17 protein-coding genes are annotated in these 19,696 nt (G+C 64.7%); 4 read left to right on the forward strand and 13 right to left on the reverse strand.

The genetic code is table 11. From position 1 onward, the window contains the following. The first annotated feature begins 10 nt into the window (after nucleotides 1-10). The gene (locus JTF07_RS15190) at nucleotides 11-451 is read left to right on the forward strand and encodes a hypothetical protein (RefSeq protein ID WP_204235040.1); all 441 of its coding nucleotides are present in this window, start codon (nucleotides 11-13) and stop codon (nucleotides 449-451) included. Here JTF07_RS15190 and JTF07_RS15195 read toward each other — a convergent pair. Both JTF07_RS15195 and JTF07_RS15200 read right to left on the reverse strand, forming a co-directional pair. Next, a complete protein-coding gene (locus tag JTF07_RS15195) occupies nucleotides 446-1,294 on the reverse strand; it encodes an isocitrate lyase/PEP mutase family protein (protein WP_204235041.1) in 849 nt (282 codons plus the stop codon). The two genes, JTF07_RS15190 and JTF07_RS15195, sit on opposite strands and share 6 nt — an antisense overlap. Further along, nucleotides 1,291-2,001 (reverse strand): ArsR/SmtB family transcription factor, encoded by a 711-nt coding sequence (locus JTF07_RS15200; protein WP_204235042.1) that lies wholly within the window; start codon nucleotides 1,999-2,001, stop codon nucleotides 1,291-1,293. The genes JTF07_RS15195 and JTF07_RS15200 overlap by 4 nt, the downstream gene beginning before the upstream one ends. Nucleotides 2,002-2,106: 105 nt before the next feature. Here JTF07_RS15200 and mgtE point away from each other — a divergent pair, with 105 nt between their 5' ends. After that, a complete protein-coding gene (gene mgtE, locus JTF07_RS15205; RefSeq protein ID WP_204235043.1) occupies nucleotides 2,107-3,474 on the forward strand; it encodes a magnesium transporter in 1,368 nt (455 codons plus the stop codon). Between the two features lie 28 nt (nucleotides 3,475-3,502). Here mgtE and JTF07_RS15210 read toward each other — a convergent pair whose 3' ends face one another. Together JTF07_RS15210 and JTF07_RS15215 are read right to left on the reverse strand one after the other, a co-directional pair. Then, on the reverse strand, nucleotides 3,503-5,314 hold the full coding sequence (locus JTF07_RS15210; RefSeq protein ID WP_204235044.1) for an ABC transporter ATP-binding protein: 1,812 nt from the start codon (nucleotides 5,312-5,314) through the stop codon (nucleotides 3,503-3,505). After that, nucleotides 5,311-7,053 carry an ABC transporter transmembrane domain-containing protein gene (locus tag JTF07_RS15215; RefSeq protein WP_353843985.1) on the reverse strand — a complete coding sequence of 581 codons (1,743 nt, stop codon included), beginning with the start codon at nucleotides 7,051-7,053 and terminating at the stop codon, nucleotides 5,311-5,313. Before JTF07_RS15215 ends, JTF07_RS15210 begins: the two co-directional genes overlap by 4 nt. Nucleotides 7,054-7,115: 62 nt before the next feature. Between JTF07_RS15215 and JTF07_RS15220 the strand changes: the two genes are divergently transcribed. Further along, a complete protein-coding gene (locus JTF07_RS15220) occupies nucleotides 7,116-7,997 on the forward strand; it encodes an oxidoreductase (RefSeq protein WP_204235045.1) in 882 nt (293 codons plus the stop codon). A 38-nt stretch (nucleotides 7,998-8,035) separates the two neighbouring features. On the opposite strand, the gene JTF07_RS15225 is transcribed toward JTF07_RS15220, so the two are convergent. The 6 genes from JTF07_RS15225 to JTF07_RS15250 all read right to left on the reverse strand — a co-directional run bounded on the left by JTF07_RS15225 (nucleotide 8,036) and on the right by JTF07_RS15250 (nucleotide 14,413). Then, complete coding sequence (locus JTF07_RS15225) at nucleotides 8,036-9,010, reverse strand: fumarylacetoacetate hydrolase family protein (protein WP_204235046.1); 975 nt, start codon at nucleotides 9,008-9,010, stop codon at nucleotides 8,036-8,038. Further along, nucleotides 9,007-10,089: an amidohydrolase family protein gene (locus tag JTF07_RS15230; RefSeq protein WP_204235047.1), complete on the reverse strand. Its 1,083-nt coding sequence runs from the start codon at nucleotides 10,087-10,089 to the stop codon at nucleotides 9,007-9,009. The genes JTF07_RS15225 and JTF07_RS15230 overlap by 4 nt, the downstream gene beginning before the upstream one ends. Continuing rightward, nucleotides 10,086-11,225 carry an FAD-dependent monooxygenase gene (locus tag JTF07_RS15235; protein WP_204235048.1) on the reverse strand — a complete coding sequence of 380 codons (1,140 nt, stop codon included), beginning with the start codon at nucleotides 11,223-11,225 and terminating at the stop codon, nucleotides 10,086-10,088. The genes JTF07_RS15230 and JTF07_RS15235 overlap by 4 nt, the downstream gene beginning before the upstream one ends. A 34-nt stretch (nucleotides 11,226-11,259) precedes the next feature. Continuing rightward, nucleotides 11,260-12,282 carry a cyclase family protein gene (locus JTF07_RS15240; protein ID WP_204235049.1) on the reverse strand — a complete coding sequence of 341 codons (1,023 nt, stop codon included), beginning with the start codon at nucleotides 12,280-12,282 and terminating at the stop codon, nucleotides 11,260-11,262. Next, entirely contained in the window at nucleotides 12,279-13,325 is a 1,047-nt protein-coding gene (locus JTF07_RS15245) for a fumarylacetoacetate hydrolase family protein (RefSeq protein WP_204235050.1), read from the reverse strand. The genes JTF07_RS15240 and JTF07_RS15245 overlap by 4 nt, the downstream gene beginning before the upstream one ends. A gap of 68 nt (nucleotides 13,326-13,393) precedes the next feature. Further along, the gene (locus JTF07_RS15250; RefSeq protein WP_204235051.1) at nucleotides 13,394-14,413 is read right to left on the reverse strand and encodes a VOC family protein; all 1,020 of its coding nucleotides are present in this window, start codon (nucleotides 14,411-14,413) and stop codon (nucleotides 13,394-13,396) included. A gap of 118 nt (nucleotides 14,414-14,531) precedes the next feature. On the opposite strand from JTF07_RS15250, the gene JTF07_RS15255 reads away from it, so the two are divergent. Continuing rightward, nucleotides 14,532-15,476, forward strand: a complete 945-nt coding sequence (locus JTF07_RS15255) for a LysR family transcriptional regulator (RefSeq protein WP_204235052.1) — start codon at nucleotides 14,532-14,534, stop codon at nucleotides 15,474-15,476. Nucleotides 15,477-15,492: 16 nt separating this feature from the next. On the opposite strand, the gene JTF07_RS15260 is transcribed toward JTF07_RS15255, so the two are convergent. The 3 genes from JTF07_RS15260 to JTF07_RS15270 are packed head-to-tail and all read right to left on the reverse strand — an operon-like array spanning nucleotide 15,493 to nucleotide 19,656. After that, nucleotides 15,493-16,689 (reverse strand): acyl-CoA dehydrogenase family protein, encoded by a 1,197-nt coding sequence (locus tag JTF07_RS15260; RefSeq protein WP_204235053.1) that lies wholly within the window; start codon nucleotides 16,687-16,689, stop codon nucleotides 15,493-15,495. 1 nt (nucleotide 16,690) lies between these two features. Then, complete coding sequence (locus JTF07_RS15265; protein WP_204235054.1) at nucleotides 16,691-17,917, reverse strand: CaiB/BaiF CoA transferase family protein; 1,227 nt, start codon at nucleotides 17,915-17,917, stop codon at nucleotides 16,691-16,693. Nucleotides 17,918-17,943: 26 nt separating this feature from the next. After that, nucleotides 17,944-19,656, reverse strand: a complete 1,713-nt coding sequence (locus tag JTF07_RS15270; RefSeq protein WP_204235055.1) for an acyl-CoA dehydrogenase family protein — start codon at nucleotides 19,654-19,656, stop codon at nucleotides 17,944-17,946. Between the last annotated feature and the right edge of the window lie 40 nt (nucleotides 19,657-19,696).

A 19,696-nucleotide genomic window follows, 5' to 3' on the forward strand; every position in this document is an offset into this window, starting at 1 on the left:
AGGAGAGATCATGAGCGACAATCCCAACGAACCGACGCAGTGGCAGGACCAGCTGGAGGTCGAGGACCCGACGCTCGACGAGCCCACCGCTGATGACTTGGACGACCCAGAGCTCAACGCGGCTGAGGCCGACGCCCTCGACGTCGACAGTGATCTCGACGCTTCGTCCGCTCCCCCTGTCGAACCCGGCGCCGAAGGTCCGGAGGGAACCGGCATCGAAGGCGCCGATAACGAGCTGTTGGATGCCAAAGACATGGAATCGGGAAATGCAGCGCCCGACATACCGGACGAATTCTCCACCGATTCCTCACCTGCGGCCGAACAGGGGAACCGGCGCAGCGATCACATGGTCTCCGAGGACCACGACGATGCAGAGGTAGCCGAACTTTCCGGTGATGACCTCGATGTCGACGCACTCGCCGACGATGGGATCGAGCAACGGGGTCTATGAGTCCACGTCCGAGACCGCGAAATATGACAGGACGTTCGCGGTCTGTGCCGGGCGGCCAGAAGCCAGGCCTTGCAAGGACTGCAGAGCCATAGACACCGCAGTGCGATAGAGCAGTGACCCCGTGCTGATCCTCGCTACGCCCACGTCGGCCAACTGCTCAAGTGAGAAGCGAGGACTGGCGAGGACGTTGACCGGCAGCGGGCAGGCATCGACGATGCCGGCGATGACGTTCAGTTCGAGATCGCCGGGAACGAAGATCCCATCGGCTCCGGAATCAACGTAGCGCCGCATCCGTTCAAGGGTATCGCCGAGGTTGTCGAGCCCTGTCCAATAGGTGTCGATCCGAGCATTGACGAACAGATCCGGAAATTCGTCCTTGATCGCGTTCACCTTGCCAGCGAGCGCCATCGCGGGGAGGAGTCGACCCCGAGCGGAATCCTCGATGTTGATGCCGTCGACGGTGAGGGCACCCTCAGGTGAGGCGCGATGTCCACCCGGTGCAACCGCCGGGGCAGGCAGACTCGGGAACCTCCTTCGCAGAATATCGACGACGCCCTTCGGATCGTCGCTGTATCCATCTTCGAAGTCGCAGGTGAGCAGGCCCTCTGGCAGTGCTCGCCGCATGTTCGCGATGAGAGCGGCCATCGCAGTCAGAGTCTCGCGGTCCTCATCGGCGGCACCGATGCCGGCCGCCACACCGAGACTGGTCGTGCCGACGGCAGGGTGACCAGCCTCGGCGAACAAGCGGGCACTCGCCACGTCCCAAGCGCAGGGCAGAATGAACGGCTCCCCCGGGCGGTGCAGACGGTGGAAGGTAGGGATCGGTGCGGACGCTGTGCTCATAGCTGTGTCACCTCTGCGATCAGGATCCAGTCGAGACTCTCCCGGCCGGCCGGTGTGAGTTTGAGAGCTCGACTGCTCGGTCGGCGCGTGATCCACGTGCGGTCGAGAAATTCTCGGCACAGTTCGTCTCCGAGCCACCCGCCGAGGTGGGTCCGCCGTTCCGTCCAATCGAGGCAGCGGCGTGTGACCGGACGGGCAGATGTCGCTGTGGTCGGCACGTCGATGCCCCACGCCTCCGCGATTGCCTCCCGACCGGAATCGGTCACGGTCACCGCTTCGTCGATCCACCCGTATGCGCTCAGGGCTGCGAACAATCGGACGCCGAGCTTTCCTGCGATGTGCCGGTAACAGGTCCTCGCCTCGAGGAGGTGACGGTCACGAGTCTTCGCAACCAGAGTCGAGGCCGATTCCACCCGCTGGCCTGCCAGGGCTCCGGTGTGCTCGAGCCAATCGGCGATATCTGCCGAGGCGAGCTGGACATAGCGGTGCCGACCCTGACGGCGCTCCGCCAGGACTCCGCGGTCGATGAGGATGCTGACATGTTCCGAGGTCGACGACATCGGCAGCCCGAGTGCACGGGACAACTCGGTCAGCGTCCAGGCTCTGCCGTCGAGGACGCAGGTGCAGATCATCACTCGTGTGGGCTCGGCGATGGCCGATGCGAGTGCGGCGATGTCCGGCGCCGCTTCCTGGTGTGCCCTGCTCATGCCTCCATGCTAGGACTCCAACGGTTCGGGCAGTGCCGAAGTGACCTCGCGCTGTGGCATATGGTGGACAACGACGACAGAGACAGCGGATGTGAGGGGGCAGTCATGACAGACATGACGGTGGACGACTCGGCGGCAGACCGCCTGGAATCCGCACTGTCGGGACGAATCGACCGGTCGGCCATGGACACCGTCGCAAATCTCGCACACCAGGTCTCCCTCCCTGAGCTCACCCGGCTCGTCCACACGACGACCCCGCTGCAGTCGGCGGTCCTGTTCCGAGTACTGGACAAGGACGGGGCCCTCGCGGTGTTCGAGAATCTGACGCCGAGCTATCAGGCGGACCTGATCCAGAACCTCCGCGAACCCGAGATCGCCGATATCGTCGAGGGCCTGGACCCCGACGACCGTGCCGAACTCTTCGGTGAGCTTCCGGCCAATGTCACCCGACGGCTCATGAGCGGACTCGACGCCGAGGAACGGGAGATGACGACGGCCGTTCTCGGGTATCCGAAGTCGGCGATCGGCCGCTACATGTCCCCTGAGGTGCTCAGCCTCCACGAGGATTGGACGGCCGCCGAGGCGATGGAGGTCGTTCACTCCCGCATCGACGGACCCGAAACCGTCTACCTGCTGCCGGTCGTCGGACCTGGCCGTGTGCTCCTCGGTGTCGTGTCGCTGCGCAATCTCATCGCCGCCGACGAGTCGACGGTCATCGGTGAAATCGTCCGCGATTCCATCAGCACCCATGCGCTCACCGACCGTGAGGAGGCATCCCGCCAGTTCCTCTCGCACCGGCTCATCGCGATGCCGGTTGTCGACGAGGAGGAACGGCTCGTGGGCATCTTGACGATGGACGATGTCCTCGACATCGTCGACGAGGAGGACGCGGAGGACATCGCTCGGTCCAGCGGTTCCGAACCCCTCGACCGTTCTTACCTGTCGAGCACCATCGTGCGCCTGGTCAGGAGCCGCATCGTCTGGCTGCTCGTCCTCGCAGTCTCCGCGATCCTCACCGTCCAGGTCCTCGAAGTGTATGAGGACCGGCTCGATCAGGTCGTCATCCTGGCCCTGTTCATCCCCCTGCTGACCGGCACGGGCGGTAACACCGGCAACCAGGCCGCGACGACAGTGACCCGGGCGCTGGCCGTCGGCGAGGTGAGGGTCCGCGACCTCGGCCGGGTCATCTGGAGGGAGCTGCGGGTCGGTGCACTGCTGGGAGCCGTGCTCGGCCTGTTGGGCTTCCTCGTCGCCGGCCTCGTCTACGGGTGGGCGATCGGCCTGGTCATCGGGCTCACCCTGCTGTCCGTGTGCATCATGGCGGCCACCGTGGGCGGACTGATGCCGATCATCGCGAAGAAGGTGGGCGCGGACCCTGCGGTGTTCTCCAACCCCTTCATCTCCACGTTCTGCGATGCCACTGGCCTCATCCTCTACTTCTCGATCGCGACGGCGGTGCTGGGTCTGAGCTGACTCGCAATCCTCGCTGGCGCCCGAGAGCTCAGGCCGACCACGCCTCCCACAGCCGGGCGTAGCGACCGCCCTGGGCGACGAGTTCCTCGTGTGGGCCCTCTTCGACGATCCGTCCGTGCTCCATGACGAGCACGCGATCAGCGGTCTCGGCCTGGCTGAGGCGGTGAGCGACGACGAGGGCTCCACGCCCGGCGAGTGCGGCCCTGGCCGATTGCTCGAGAGTGTGCGCTCCGGCAGATCCCGCCTCGGCGGTGGCCTCGTCGAGGATCGCGAAGTCCGGATTCGCCAGCACCAGACGTGCGAGGGCGATCGTCTGCTCCTGCACCGCGCTCAGACGGGTTCCGCCGTCACCGACCTCGGTGTCGGAACCGTGTGCCAGCTCGCTCACCCAATCGGCTCCCACCATGTCCAAGGCCGCAGCGACCTGTTCGTCCGATGCGTCAGGGACGGGCAGGGCGACGTTGTCGCGCAGGGTGCCGTTGAAGGTATGGACCTCCTGGGCGACCATCGAGATGTGAGAGCGCAGCACGAATTCGGGCAGCGCGGTCAAAGCCGCCGACTGTTCATCTTCGGTGTGCTCTTTCGCCGAGGTGACAGTGCCGGATTCGAGTCGCGCCGATCCGTGCGTGGGTGCTGAGAGTCCGGCCGCGATCCGTGCCAGCGTGGACTTCCCGGCCCCGGTGGTGCCGACGACGGCGACGACTTCGCCCGGCTCCAGTCGCAGATTCACGCCCTTGAGGACGTGGTTGCTCGATTCCGGATCCTCGTCGTAGGTGAACCACAGGTCCTCGAGCACGAGCGCCGGAGAATCCATGATGACGTCGCTCGTCCGCCTCGGCGAACCGGCCGCCTCATCGATGACGCCGACCATGCGCGTGAGCGAAGCTCCGGCGGATTGGATCTGGTCGAAGAGCCCGACCAGCGCCCCGATGGGGTTGAACAAGCGGTGGAAGACCAAGGCAGCGGTCGTGACTGCCCCGGCCGTGGTCTCACCGGTCAAGACCAGAGCGAATCCCGCGACGAGGAGCAGGGAGAGCACAACGGCCTCGGCACGGTTGTTACGTCCGAAGGCGCGGGTCAGGAAGCGGAAGACATTGATCGACAGATCGCGGGCCTCGCCGGAGGCTAAGTCGATGCGGGTCAGCTCGCCGTCCTCGGCGCGGTAGGCACGGAGGGTCTGTGCTCCGGTGAGCCCGCCCAGCAGCCGACCTGCGCGCCTGCCGAACGCCGCCCGCTCCTCCTTGTAGATCGGTTCAGAGCGGGGCAGATACCAGCGCAGGGTGAGCCAGTACATCGGCAGTGCGACCAGGCCCACGAGGCCCAGTCGCCAGTCGATCGCGCCCAGGCCCGCGGCGGAGACGATGACGATGAGCAGCGATTCGACGACGAGAGGCAGCACCTGGGCGGCGGCCTCGCTGATCTTGCGGGAGTCGTCGGCGACGCGGGAGACCAGGTCGCCCGTGCCAGTCCTCTCGATGCGCTGGGAATCCAGTCTGAGTGCGGACTCGACGACCTGAGTGCGCAGCTCGGCGACGACGGGCATGGCGATATGGGCCAGTGACCAAGCGCTGACCCACGTGCTTAGTGCCATGACGATGCCGGCGGCCGCAACAGCGATCGCGCAGGTCCATACGAGGTCCGAGCCGGCGCCGGTGGGCAGTTCGTCGACGAGGCGGCCGATCGCCCAGGGCCCGACGAGCCCGGCACCGGCGTTGGCCAGCCCCGAGACGGCGAGTAGAACCAGCCATCCGGTTCGCGCCCGCAGCAGCGGTGCCAGGTGGGAGAAGGAGCGTCGCCTCGAGGCGATCGACAGAGTAGCGGGCGCGGAGGATGCGGTCATCGGGTCACCGCCTGACGGTAGGATTCTGCGGCCGCGGACTCCCCGGCGAGGAGTTCAGTGTGGCCGCCGATGAGAACCTGTCCGTTCACAGGGACGAAGACAACCGTGTCAGCGGCTGCCAGGAATGCCGGAGAGGTGGTGACGATGACGGTGGCAGCCGATCGGCTTGCTCGACGCAGATCGCTGACTCCGCCCGAGATGCGTGCCTCGGTGACGGCATCGACGGCCGTGGTGGGTTCGTGGAGGACGAGGATGCTCGGATCGGCGTTCAGCGCTCGGGCCAGGGCCACGCGCTGCCGTTGGCCGCCCGAGAGGTTGCCGCCGAGTTCCTGGATTCGGTGCTCGAGTCCCCCGTCGACGAGTCCGAGGAGTTCGTCGACCCCCGATGCGAGGAGCACCTCGGCGGGGACGGGGTGGTCGGTCGTGCCGACGACCATGGTGATGTTGGAGCGGATCGTGCCTTCGTAGAGGTCGACAGCGTGAGGCGAGACGATCATCTGGTCGGGACTCGTTCCGCGGGCATGGGATGCCAACGCCGCGAGGAGTGCCGTCGTCGGCTCGGCGCTCTCGGTGACGATGCACGTCAGTGAGCCGAACTCGGTTGTGAAGTCGACGCTGCGGTCCTCACCGACTGCCCAATCGCGGACGTCGACCGCGGTGTCGCCGATGTGGATCCTGATCGGCCTCCCGCCTCGGCGAGGGGCGCTGTTGTCGGATTCTGTCTCAGTGTCTGCGTCGGTCGATGCGAGTGCCGCGGCCGGGGGAACAGTCTCGGCGGAGTCGATGTCGGTCAGGAGCCTGGCGATCCTGCCTGCCGCGCCGTGCGATTGGGCGAAGAGGCCGACGATGTCGGCGAGCGCGCGCATCGGTTCGGTGAGGAACGCGGTCATACCGAGGATGCCGATGAGTGCGCCGACGCTCATCTGCCCTTCGACGAGCCGCAGGCTTGCAACGACGAGGACGATCGCGAGCACCATCGACATCACGAGAGCACCCAGGCCTGCGAGTCGGCCTGTTCTCTCACCGGTGGCGATGCCGGCTGTCGCGGCCTCGTCGGAGGTCTTCTCGTAGCGGCGGACGGCCCAGGGCTCACCGCCCATGGCCTTGATCACGCGCAGTCCGTGCATGAGGTCGGATGCGGAACGACCGGCTCCGGCGACTGCTTCGAGCTGGGTTGCGGCCTTCGCGGACACGGAGCGGCTGGGAAGGGCGACGATGAGCAGCCCGACGGGTACGGCAATGAGGACGACGAGCCCGGTCACTGGGTCAGCGATGAGGAGGAAGACGGCGGCGGTGACCATGCCCAGCACCGAGGCGATGCCGCGCCCGGCCTGGGCGAACGACTGCGCTGCGGTGTCGGCGTCTGCCGAAGCGATCGAGAGGACCTCACCGGAGGCGCGATCGGGCGGCAGGTTCGCCGAGGTGAGCGCAGCGTGGGTGATCTCGACGCGAAGGGCATGGGCTTCGTGTTCACGGGCGGAGTTGCAGAAGCGGGAGCCGAAACGATACCCGAGGCTGAGCACCGTGAACAGCAGTCCGATGCCGATGATCGAGACCGCGAGCGTCGGCAGGGACAGCGGAATGATCGCGCGGTCGACGACGATTCCGATGGCGACGGGCACGAGCGCCTCACAGACCTGCCACAACGACAGGGTGATGGCTCCGGGCACGAGCAGCGCGAGTCGACGCCGGGCGGCCCTGCGCAGCAGCATCGAACCTGATGAGGGAGTCTTCGGCACGAAGGCTACCCTAACATTTTGCGAGGAGCCATGAACGGCTTGCTTGGGCTTACGATGGCCTTATGGGCAATAGGCTCGATGACAACATCTCCTCAGCGGCGAACCGCACCATCGTCGTCACCGGTGGCAACAGCGGAATCGGTCGGGCAACAGCCTCCATGCTTGCGGGCATGGATGCTCAAGTGGTGCTTGCCGTTCGCGATCCGGCCAAGGGACGAGCCGCAGCTGACGCGATGCGTGGGACCGTCGACGTACGACATCTCGACCTCGCCGATCTCGCCTCGGTGCGCGCCTTCGCTGAGGAATTCACCGAGCCCATAGACATCCTCATCAACAATGCGGGGATCATGGCCCCGCCCTTGGGTCACACCGCCGACGGGTTCGAATCCCAGTTCGGCACGAACCACCTCGGCCATTTCGCCCTGACCAACCTGCTGCTTCCCCAGATCCGAGATCGGGTAGTCACCATCTCTTCGATCGGGCATCGGATGGGGACCATCAACTTCGATGACCTCAATTGGGAACGCAGACCGTATAAGCCGATGGCGGCCTACGGGCAGTCGAAGCTCGCCAACCTTCTCTTCACCTCCGAACTCCAGCGACGGCTCACTGAGGTGAACGCCGGCGTCATTGCGACCGCAGCCCATCCGGGTCTGGCGGCAACGAACCTCTACCGACTGCAAGGGAACCGACTGCTCGCGTCAGTCACCGAGGCCGCGATCGGTCTGATCTCACAGGACGAGCATCAGGGCGCCGTGCCGACCCTGTGCGCAGCCACAGCTGATATCCCGGGCAACAGCTATGTCGGCCCACGCCGTTTCAAGGAGACTTTCGGACAGCCGAAGCTCGTCGGCCGCTCAGCTGCAGCCAAGGACGCCCAGGTTGCCCGACGTCTGTGGACGGTGTCGGAAGAACTGACTGGGGTTGGGTTCCCGGAGCTCTAGAAAGATACGCCCTCTGCCGTGACGGCGATGAAGGTTGGTCACCTGCTCCTTCGCCGGGCACGTGAACGCACGCGCGCCCGAGGGATCTCCGGAGCGGCAACTCGCTTGCCCACGGTGTTGGTGATCTCGCCGATTCCTTCGAAGCTGATGACAACCACGTCACCGGGCTCCAATGCGGCCCGGGTCCTGCCGATGCCCCACAGCTCACCCAAGCAGCCGCCGTTGCCGAGCGTTCCGGAGCCGAGCACATCACCAGGCACGACGCGGGAGTTCCGGGAGGCATAGGCGACGAGTTCGGCAAAGGGCCATCCCATGTTCGACACAAGGTCTTCACCGACGAGTTCGCCGTTGATGTGGACCTCGCCGCGCAGCTCGAGGAATCCATCCTCGTCTGCGAACTCCTCGAGTTCGTCGGCAGTGACGATCCATGGGCCCAGCGTCATACCGAAGTCTTTGCCCTTGCAGGGTCCCAGACGCACCTTCATCTCCCGTGACTGCAGGTCGCGCGCGGACCAGTCATTCATGACCGTGTATCCGAAGATGTGTGCCCCCGCCTGGCCGACGGTGAGGTTCTCTCCCGAGGACCCTGCCACTCCCCCGATGATGGCTGCGAGTTCGGCCTCGAAGTCCATGGCCTGGGTCTGGGGAATCGGCACAGTCGCTGCCGTGGGTGAGACTGTGTGCGGATTCGTGAAGTAGAAGGTGGGAGCCTCGTACCACTCGGGCACGACTTCGCTCTTTCCATCGACTGATCCGCTGATGCCCTCCACGTGCTCTTCGAAGGCGACGAAATCCCGGATGCTCGCCGGTGTCAATGGCACCTGCAGGACTACCTCGGCGAGAGGAACTCCCACCGAGGTTGCCGACTGGGCCAGCAGTCCACGGGCGTAATCGAGCCCGCCGGCCATCACCTCGGCGACGGTGTTTCCCTGTGGGAACGGCACCACCCGATCATCGACGACGAAGCCTTCGCCGATCTGCCCGACCGACGTTTCCCAGCGTGCAATCCTCATTGTCTCGCCCTCTCCTGTGCGGAAACGGTTGTCGGCCTCATCATCGCTGCGGCGTTGCTGCGCAGCAGTGCATCTGAGACCTCGGTGTCGAAGCCCTCGGTGCTCAGCAATCCCTCCACTTCACGCGCGGGATCGTCCAGACCCATATCGAAGGGGTAGTCGCTGCCGAGAACCACACGGTCGGCTCCGACGACTTCGATGAGATGGCGCAGCTGTCTGGCATCGTGGACGACGGTGTCGTACCAGATTCTGCGCAGATAGGACGAGGGCGCTTCGGCACAGCCCTGCGCATCCTCTCTGACGTTCCACGAGTGGTCGGAGCGCCCGATGGTCGTCGGCAGGTAACCGCCACCGTGGGCGGCGACGACTTTCAGCTTCGGGTGTCTGTCGAGGACGCCGGCGAAGATGAGGTGCGACAGAGCTGTGGCGGTTTCCACCGGCTGCCCCACGGTGTTGCTGAGGTAGAACCGGTCGAGACGTTCGTCGAGGCTGCAGCCGAAGGGGTGGAGGAAGACGATGGCGCCCAGTTCCTCCATCCTCGTCCAGAACGGTTCGAGTCTCTCGTCGGAGAGTTCGACCTCTCCGGCAAATGAGGGGATCTCGATGCCGATGAGACCGCGTCCCAGCACCGCGTCGTCGACGCACTCGACGATGCGCTCCGGGTGCTGCATCGGCACCAGCCCCAGACCGAGCAGGCGCTCGGGTGCCTGTGCGACGATCTCGGAGATCCTCAGATTCGCCTCTCTGGCGATCCAGGTCGCCAGGTCCTCGTCCGCCCAGGGATAGTAGTGGTTGGGTGAGGGGCTCACCCACTGCACGTCGACTCCCTGCGCGTCCATGTCGGCGATGCGTGTGTCGAGGCGGGTCAGCTTCGGTATCCGAGAACCGACCATCGGACCGGAGACTGCCGCCGATGCAGCACCGTTGCGTCTGTGGTCCAGTTCCGCGGCGAGCGCGAACTGCTCTGGTGCCCGCTGTCGCACGAACTCCTCGAGCCCGGCGATGATCGCGTGCGCATGGACATCAGTGACGGGGGCGAGGGCTGTGCTGGCGTCATTCGCCTCGGCGCCGGCGCTCATGCGGGTTCTGCCATCGTCTGTGCCACTCCCATGATGAGTACTCCAGGGTCCGCGTCCCGGTTCCCGTCCAGCTGCCACTGCGCCAGTTGACGTGATGCGTCGACGACTGCTGACGCTCGCGGAACTCGGCGAGCGTGGAATTCGTCCCAGAGGGAAGAGTCGAGGCTGTCGTGTTCGAGGAGCAGTTCGGTGAGGACCAATGCGTCTTCGAGCGATTGTGCTGCGCCCTGCGCGATGGTCGGCGGGCAGGAATGGGCCGCATCGCCGATGATGACCACGCGACCGCGGTTCCACGCGCCCTCGACGAGGTGAGAGGTGAATTGCGTGTAGTTCACATGAGCGTTCCCCGCAGCCAAGGATTCCCGGATGTCATTCCAGGGTCCCTGGTAGGCGGCGGACTCTTCGATCATGATGGCCCTCCCCTGTTCACTCGTGACTCCGGTGCGGTCCTGGGCTCGTTCGACGAGGATGGCGTAGAGCGAATCCTGACTCGTCGGGGTGTAGCCGGCGATGAACACGGGCCCGCCGTAGTAGAGCTCGGTGCGCATCACCTCGGTGGGGCGCGGGACGAAAGCACGCCAGATCCCCATGCCATTGGGTACCGGTGCGGTCTCGATTCCCAGCAGCGATCGCACCGAAGAGTTGAGACCATCGGCACCGATGACCACGTCGTAGCGGCCTGCCTGCTCACCGTTCGTTCCAAGGTCGACGCCGCGCTCGTCCTGGGTCAGTCCTGTCACCGTCTTGCCGAAGTGGATTCTGGCCCCGGCCTCGACGGCGGCATCGACCATGATCGACGCCAGATCCGGTCGGTGCATTCCGATCCCTGCGGGGTAATGCGGCCCTCCGGTCTTGACCTCCGGCAGTTCGGCGATGACGGGTGCTCCTGGGCCGGGTGCGCGCAGAGTCAGTCCGTCGAAGGGGAAGCCCTTGGCTCTGATGCTCTCCCAGATTCCCAGATCGTCGAAGACGCGGAGGGCGTTGCCCTGCAGGGTGATGCCGGAGCCCGCGGCAGCGAGTTCCGCCTTGTCTTCGTACAGGTCGACCTGCACGCCTGTGCGTGCGAGTCGGATCGCTGCGGCCAGACCGGCCGCACCCGCACCGACGATGGCTGCGGTATTTACTGCTCGGGTCATGATCGGACCTCCTCGGTTGCGTATTGCTCAGGCATCAGAACACAGCGATCGGGTTGACCGGTGTGCCCACGGCACCGGTGATGGGCAGAGACGGTGCGGTCAGCAGGAATTCCCAGCGGCCCTCGCCGAGGCAGGTCTGAGCCAGTTCGTCGAGTTTCCACATCTCCCCGATCATCAGACCCATGTTGGGAATGGCTACCTGATGCAGCGGCTGGAACGCCTCCACGTCGAATTCGTTGGGGCGGACTTCGAAGCCCCAGGTGTCTGTGGCGATGGCAGCGATCTCCGAGTCGTGGATCCATCCCGCGCTCGTCAAGGACAGCCCCGGTGCTGGGCCGCCCGCGTATTCGCCCCATCCCTCGCACAATGCTCGGGTCAGCTGACCGGTGCGCACGAGGACGATATCGCCCCGGCGAACCTCCACGCCCTGGCTGGCAGCCGTGGCCGCGAGGTGATCGCCCGTGATGGCGAATGAGTCAGGCAGCTCTCCGCTCTCTGGCTCGAGGTACCTGCCTACGTCGAGCAGGATTCCGCGGGTGACGAGGACGTCGGCGGTGTGCTCGATGCCCGTGACCAGGTCACCGTCGCTGGTGACGACACTTCCGGATCGGCGACCGTTCCAAGCCTGTCCGTGATCGAAGATGTGCCCCAACCCATCCCACTGGGTCGAGCACTGCAGCGGCATCGCGATGACATCGTCTGCTCCACCTATTCCGTGGGGGAACCCCTGGTTGCCCGCTTCGGCATCAGTGCCGGTGTCGAGCATCGTGTGCACGGGGTTCGTGCGGCGCCTCCATCCTTTCTGTGGGCCGTCCATATCGAAGGGAAGCGACAGCGACACGGTCTGACCGGTGCGGACGAGAGCCGCGGCTTCGATGCGCTTTGCCTCATCGATGAAGTTGAGTGTTCCTAGGACGTCATCGTCGCCCCAACGGCCCCAATTGCGGTAGGCCTTGGCCCGTCTGCCGACCTCAGCTTCCGGGTCGTTTCGGTCGATCGAAGCGGGATCGTCAAGGGTGCCTTGATTTCCCGCCGCCGAGGTGGTCGTGTCGTTCATGATCGGACTCCGTCCCGTGCGCCATCGGCGGTGCTGGGTTCTTCGACGCAGCGGATGGTCTGTGTGCCCAGTCCTGAGATGTGACCAGTCAGCACATCACCGTCATGCAGGAACCGCTTCCAGTGTTGGCCGTTGCCGGCCGGACTGCCGGTGAGCAGCAGGTCGCCAGGCAGCAGCCGTGCGGTCTGGCTGGCCGTCGACAGCAGCGCGGCGAGGTCGAACATGAGACCTGAGGTGTTCGCGTCCTGTTTGACCTCGCCGTTGAGTTCGAGCCTCACATCCATGTCTGCCGGATCGACGAATCGGTCCGGGACCAGGAATGGGCCCGTGGGCAGGAATCCCGGTGAGTTCTTCGACTTCAGCCAGTCCGATCCGATCTCCTTCATGTCCTTCCTGAAGGTGAATTCTCGGGTGGAGATGTCATTGCAGATCGTAAAGCCGGCCACATGCTCGAGCGCTTCCTCGCGGCTGACCTGGAAAGCCGGTTTGCCGATCACGGCCGCCAGCTCCAGCTCCCAGTCGTGAGTGTCACTCGACGAGGGAAGTTGCAGTGCTTCGTCGTCTCCGACGACGCAGGAAGGCAGTCCGATGAAGATGTAGGGCTCACCGTTGGCAGCGCGAGCATCCATCATCGTCGCTGCCTGATCTCTGGCAGCTTCGAGTGAGAGCTCGGTGTTGGTCGACAGTCCCGAGGCAACGAGCTCGATGACATGATCGCGATAGTTGGCGCCGGCCTGGAGCACCTGGCGTGGTTCGACCGGCGCGGTGAGAGTCACGGAGTCCAGAGGACGCCAGAGCTGACCTCCATCAGCAGAATCCTCCGCCGCCAAGGCCGCCAGCCGGTCCCAGTCCGGGTCTGCGAGGAACTCATTGAGGTTCGCAGCTCCCAGATCGGATGTGCTCAGTGCTCGGATGAGACCGCCGGCGACGAGTCCGAGGGCGGCCGGCTCCTGTCCTGCGACTGAGCCGACGACGGTGGTTGCGGTGGCGCTGGGGCCGGTGTCGCGAAAACGTGCGAGGGCGAATGGTGAGTCAAGTGTCATGGTGTTGCCTCTCCTCTGCGTGGGGATTTCGTTGCGTGTGGATTCCATGTTCTGTTCTGCGAAATCCTTCAGCCGCGACCCTGCTTCGCGTAGGGATTGAGCAGCGCCGACTTGATCTCATCTGGGACACCTTCCTCAGTCGCCGACGGGCCGTCGGCCGGCGGGAAGGACTCGGTCATCGACATCGGCATCTGAGAGTTCTTGTAGAAGTTGTTCGACCCCTGCGAAGGGTGCCAGGTCTGCGCTTCCCAATCCGGGACATAGTTGCGGTACCCACCTGTGTTGAGCTCGATGCGCATTGTGGACGGATCCCGATAGTAGAGGAAGTTCTGCTCGCCGATGCCGTGGATGGATGGTCCGTACTCGATTCCGACGCCGTTCTCGATGAGAGTATCGGCGGCGATGAGCAGTTCCTCACGCGTATCGACCCAGAAGGCGAAGTGGTTGACGCGACCGGGGCGGGACGATCCGTCCATGACGACGCCCAGGTCGTGGGACTTCTCGTTCGTCGTGAGCACCGAGAACACGGACACCGGGGCTTCGTCGAGCTCGGTGCGCGCCATGATCCGAAAGCCCAGGACGTCGCTGTACCACTTGGCGAACGCGTCGACCTCGGGAGTTGCGACTGTGACGTGGTCGAGCTGGCGCGGCGCGCCCGCGAAGCGGCTGCGGCGTGTGGGCCGGTCTGGGTAGACGGAGGCCTCGTCCCCGGTCGCCTCTCGGTAGTGTTCGACGTCCCAGTGGAGGGTCATCGTGTGGCCCCACGGCCCCGTGAAACGCAGGGAGCGACCGGTCGTGTGGCCATCGAACCATTCGGCGTGGACTCCGGCAGCGGCGATGCGGTCGGCGGCCTCACGCAGAGCTTCGGGCGAGGAGGTGCGCCAGGTCATCGACTCCAATGCGGGTTCGGCGCCGGGCACGATCACCAAGCTGTAGCGGTAGTAGTCGCCCCAGCAGCGCAGATACACACGATCGTCGATCCGATCGACGACAGTCATACCGACCTGTGTTTCGTAGAACGTGACCGAGGCCTCGACATCGGGGGCGGCGATGGAGACGGAGGACAGGTGGGAAAGAAGTTTGATCATGGTGGATTCCTTCATCGTTGAGTTGATCTGCACTTCACGCTAGTGACTCCCATCGCATAAATCTAACGGATATCACTGATGCCCCACATAAACGGCAGTGATGTGATTGACTGCCCTCATGACCACATCTCCGCTGATGTCGCGGCTTGATCTCAACCTGCTCGTGGCCCTTGACGCACTGCTCACAGAACGCAACGTCACCCGTGCGGCGGACAGCCTGGGCCTCAGCCAGCCTGCGCTGAGTGCTTCGCTGGCTCGCCTGCGCAGACACTTCGGCGATCCGCTGCTGGTTCGGCGCGGCAATGCAAGCGAGCTGACCCCGATGGCGGTGCGGCTGGCTGCACAGGTGCCCTCTGCCATCGATGCGGTCCGCCGAGTGTTTGAGAGCCAAGCCGAGTGGTCACCGGAGACGTCGACCCGACAGTTCCGGATCTTCGGATCGGACTACGGATTCGCCACGATCGGGCAGTCCGTATCGCGGCTGGCGAAGGAGACCGCACCCGGAGTGAAGTTCCGATTCGAACTGCACACCCCAGGGATCGTCGAGGACCCCAATCGCCTGCGGGCCTCTGACGGGATCATGATCCCTCACGGGCACCTCGAGGAACTCAACCACCTCGATCTGTGGACCGATCATTGGGTGGTCCTCGTCAGCGAGGACCACCCGAGCATCGGCGATGAGCTGACTCTTGCCGACCTGCAGGACAATCCCTGGGTCTTCACATACCAGTCGCGCACGGCTTTCACCTCGGTGAACAAACAGCTCTCAGGGATGGGGATCGAACCGGTCGTCGACTCTGTCGTCGAGAGCTTCCTGGCTCTGCCCTACTTCATCCGCGGCACCGATCGGCTTGGGATCGTCCAGGCCGGGCTGGCCAGCGATTCCCGCTGCTTCGAGGGATTGCGAGCCCTCCGCCCGCCCTTCGAGGCCGTGCCCGTGGTCAATGCGCTCTGGTGGCATCCCGCGCACAAGAACGATCCGGAGCATCAGTGGATGCGTTCGCTCTTCCGGCATGCGGGAAAACAGATGAAACAGTTGGTGGATAGCTCAGCAGAAGTCTGAGCAGGTCGAGTCGCTGTCACCGAAACGCCTGCTCCCCTGTGATGTGACGGCCCAGAATCAGAGTGTGCACCTCATCGGTGCCTTCGTAGGTGCGCACCGACTCGAGGTTGTTGGCGTGACGCAGCGGTGAGTATTCGAGCGTGATGCCGTTGCCGCCGAGCATGGACCTGGCCTCCCGGCAGATGGCGATCGCCTCACGGCAGTTGTTGAGCTTGCCGACCGAAATCTGGACCGGGTCGAGCGTGCCCGCGTCTTTGAGTCGCCCTGTCTGCACGGCCACGAGGATGCCCTTCTGAATCTCAAGGACCATATTCACCAGCTTCTGCTGCGTGATCTGATAGCCGGAGAGAGGTTTGTCGAACTGCATCCTCTCCTGCGCATACTTCAGAGCCACCTCATAGGAGTCACGGGCCGCACCCATCACACCCCACATGATCCCGTAGCGGGCTTCGTTGAGGCAGGAGAAGGGCCCCGTGAGTCCGCGTGCATCGGGCAGGACCGCCTCGGCGGGAAGGCAGACATCATTCAGGTCGATGTCGCATTGGATGGAGGCTCGCATCGACAGCTTCGCCTCGATCGGGGTGGCGGCGAAGCCTGCGGTGTCTGTCGGAACGAGGAACCCGCGGATGCCCTCGTCCGTCGCGGCCCAGATGACCGCGACGTCGGCGATAGATGCCAGGCCGATCCAGCGTTTGGCTCCGTTGAGGGTCCACGAGCCGTCATCATTGCGTGCTGCTGTGGTGGCCATCGATCCTGGGTCGGACCCGGCAGTGGGCTCAGTCAGGCCGAAGCAGCCGATGATCTCACCCTTGGCCATGCCCGGCAGGTAACGATTCTTCTGCTCTTCGGAGCCGAATTTGTGGATCGCGGACATGGCCAGGGATCCCTGCACGGACACGAAGGTCCGCAGTCCCGAGTCACCGGCTTCGAGCTCCATAGCCGCGAGACCGTATTCGACGGCGGATCGCCCCGGGCAGCCGTAGCCGTGCAGGTGCATGCCCAGCAGCCCGAGGTCGCCCATCTCGGCCACGATCTCTCGGGGGAAGACGGCGTTCTCATACCAGTCGGCGATGTTCGGACGGAAACGCTCATCGACGAAGGCCCGCACCATGTCGCGGAGTTCGATCTCGGACTTGCTGAGGAGTCCTTCGAGGTCGAGGAGGTCGGACTTGTCGATGTCGGCGGCATCCTGCGCGGTGGCGGTCGTCGTCATTTCAGGCTCCTGTGGTGGCTGGGTGTGGGTGGGCTGTGGCACCGAGGATCTCGTGAGTATCTGCGCCGAGCTCCGGTGGCGCGGAACGCACGGGTGGCCGGACTCCGTTGAAGTTGACGGGGAAAGCCACCTGTCGCATCGGTCCGGCGGTGGGGTGCTCGACGGTCTGGACCATGCCCAGGGCCTCGGTCTGCGGATCAGCATAGACCTCGTCGAGGTGTTTGATCGGTGCAGCAGGAATTCCGGAGGTCGAGAACAGTGCACACCAGTGGTCGACGGTATTCGTGCGCAGAGTGCGGGAGAGCTCCTCGTTGAGGTAGTCGCGGTTCACGACTCGACCGCGGTTGGCTGACAAGCGTTCGTCACCGCCGAGATCCGGCCGGTCGATGGCGGTGCAGAGGCTTCGCCACAGGGAATCGTTGCCGATTGCGATGACGAAGTAGTCATCGGCGGCAGGATAAGCCTGGTATGGCACGAGGTTGGGATGACCAGAGCCAAGAGCGTGCGGGCGTCTGCCGTCGGCGAAGTAGTTCGTCGCCCAATTCACGTGCAGCGCCAGCTGTCCCTCATAGAGGGAGGTCGTCAGGTACTGGCCCTTGCCGGTCCGACTGCGTTCGAAGAGCGCGGAGACGATGCCGATGATTCCGAACAGTCCCGCACCCAGGTCGCCCATGGCGAAGCCTGACTTCATCGGCGGGCCGCCTGCTTCTCCGGTCAGGGACATGAGCCCGCCGCGGGCCTGGGCGACCATGTCGTAGCCGGGTTCATCGCGCATCGGTCCGTGATCTCCGTAGGCGGAGATGTGGAGGATGACGAGGTGCGGGAACGTCGCCGAGAGCTCCTTGTAGTCGAAGATCGTCTGCAGGGAGCTGCCGGGCCTGAAATTCTCGACGAGGACATCGGCCTCGGCTAGCAGGTCGTGGACCTGTGTCTGTCCACGATCGGATTTGAGGTCGATCGTCACGGACTTCTTGCTGTGGTTGGCGGCGTGGAAGTAGGTGGCATCGGCGCCGACCGTCGGCGGACCCCAGGCTCGGGTCGGGTCTCCACCGTCCGGGTGCTCGACCTTGATCACTTCGGCACCGAGGTCGGCCAGTGACATCGTGGCATAGGGTCCGGCGAGGATCTTCGAGAGGTCGATGACGCGCACACCGGCGAGTGGTCCTTCGAAATTCCCGCCTGCCGCAGTGCTCGCATCGAGGGTGGATTCTGTCTCTGTGTTTCTCATGACTTGCTCCGGTGTTGTCTGTGGTTTCAGGCCACGGGTGCGGATGTTGGGACGACGTCGGCTGGCACAGCGTCGCGGGGCACGGTCGTGCCATCGACGATGTCATCGAAGTGGGACAGGGTGTCGACCACGGTGTGCTCGTCGCCTGTGATGGTGGTGCCGATGAAGGTCCTGGCGACGAGCAGCTTGCGGAAGTTGGCAGCGCGGGTGACTTCGACATCGGCCTGTTCGAGCACCAGGGTCGCCATGATCAGCTGCGCCAGATCGTCGGCATAGCCGCCGATGAGAGCCTCAGCGGCATCGGCCTCGGCATTGAGAATCGCGTCACCGCGATCGACGATCGCGTTCCATCTGGTCAGAAGCTCACGGATCTCAGGGCCCGCCTCGGCGAGGGCGATGGTGCTCAGCTTCTGCGTCATCGTCTCGGCCAGGAGCCTGTGGGCGCCCTGTTTGCGCATGCACCGCAGGACGTCGAGGGCGATGACGTTGCTCGAGCCCTCCCAGATCGAACCCAGGTGTGAGTCGCGGACGAGGCGGGCATCGGGGAATTCCTCGATGTAGCCGCGACCTCCGCGGACCTCCATCGCCTCACCGGTGACGAAGCGGGCGCGTTTGCAGATGTAATGCTTGGCCAGCGGGGTGAGGACGCGGATCTGCGCGGTCGCATCCGCATCGCCGGCGTCGGCTCGTTGGAGGATGTCGCCGGCGTAGAAGACGAGCCCCAGAGCGGCCTCGGCTTCGGCCTGCAGCGGCAGCAGGGTCATGCGCATCAGTGGTGCTTCGCTGAGGGTCTTGCCGAAGACTACGCGTTGGCGGGCGTGGGCGAGCGCTTCGTTGATCGACCTGCGCATGAGGGCGGTGGCGCGCATCGCGTTGGACAGTCGGGAGGTGTTGACCATCTCCGCCATCTGTCGAAATCCGCGTTCAAGTTCGCCGACCTGAATAGCATAGGCACCGTTGAGGGTGACCTCGCCGCTGGGCATCGACCTGGTGCCGAGCTTGTCCTTGAGCCTGTCGATGACATAGGAGTTCTTCGTCCCGTCCGGACGGTGCTTGGGCAGCATGAACAGTCCGACTCCACGTGTGGTGTCATCGCCGCCGGGGAATCTGGCGAGGGTGAGGATGATGTCGGCGTCCGGGTTCGAGGCGAACCACTTGCGGCCGAACAGGGCCCAATTCTCGCCCTCGCGTTCGGCCACGGTCGACGTCTGAGCGATGTCGGTGCCGGCATGGATCTCGGTCATGAACATCGCACCGGTGAACCGACGCTCGGGATCGGTCGAGATGAGACGATCAATCGCCTCGGCGATCTGCTCGCCTTCACCGAACTTCCGCAGGGTCCGCGCCGCGGCATCCGTCATCGACACCGGGCAGGCAAGGCCGAACTCGGCCTGGACGAAGACGTAGGAGAGGATGTATTTGACCAGGTGGGGTGGCACGTCTTCCCAGCCGTGGAGGCCTCGGTGTGAGAGCGCGGAAAGTCCGTACTCTTCGTAGGCGGCTTTCTGCAGCTCCTGATAGCTGTGGTGGTAGTCGATCGTGTCGACGCGATCGCCCTCGCGGTTGAACTGCGCCAGCATCGGCGGGTTCTTGTCTGCGACATCGGCCAGTGGGGCGAGGCGCTGTGCGGCGTCGGCGCCGAGTGCAGTGAGTACCGGGGCCAGCAGCTCCTGATCGCTCGTGTCGAGGTAGGACTCGATGAGGGGCTGCAGAGCGGGATCGAGGTCGATGTAGTTCATGGTTCCTTCTCTGGTCATACGTGGTTGCTGCGCCGAGCGG

Source organism: Brevibacterium sp. RIT 803 (assembly GCF_016892625.1).
Classification (GTDB): domain Bacteria; phylum Actinomycetota; class Actinomycetes; order Actinomycetales; family Brevibacteriaceae; genus Brevibacterium.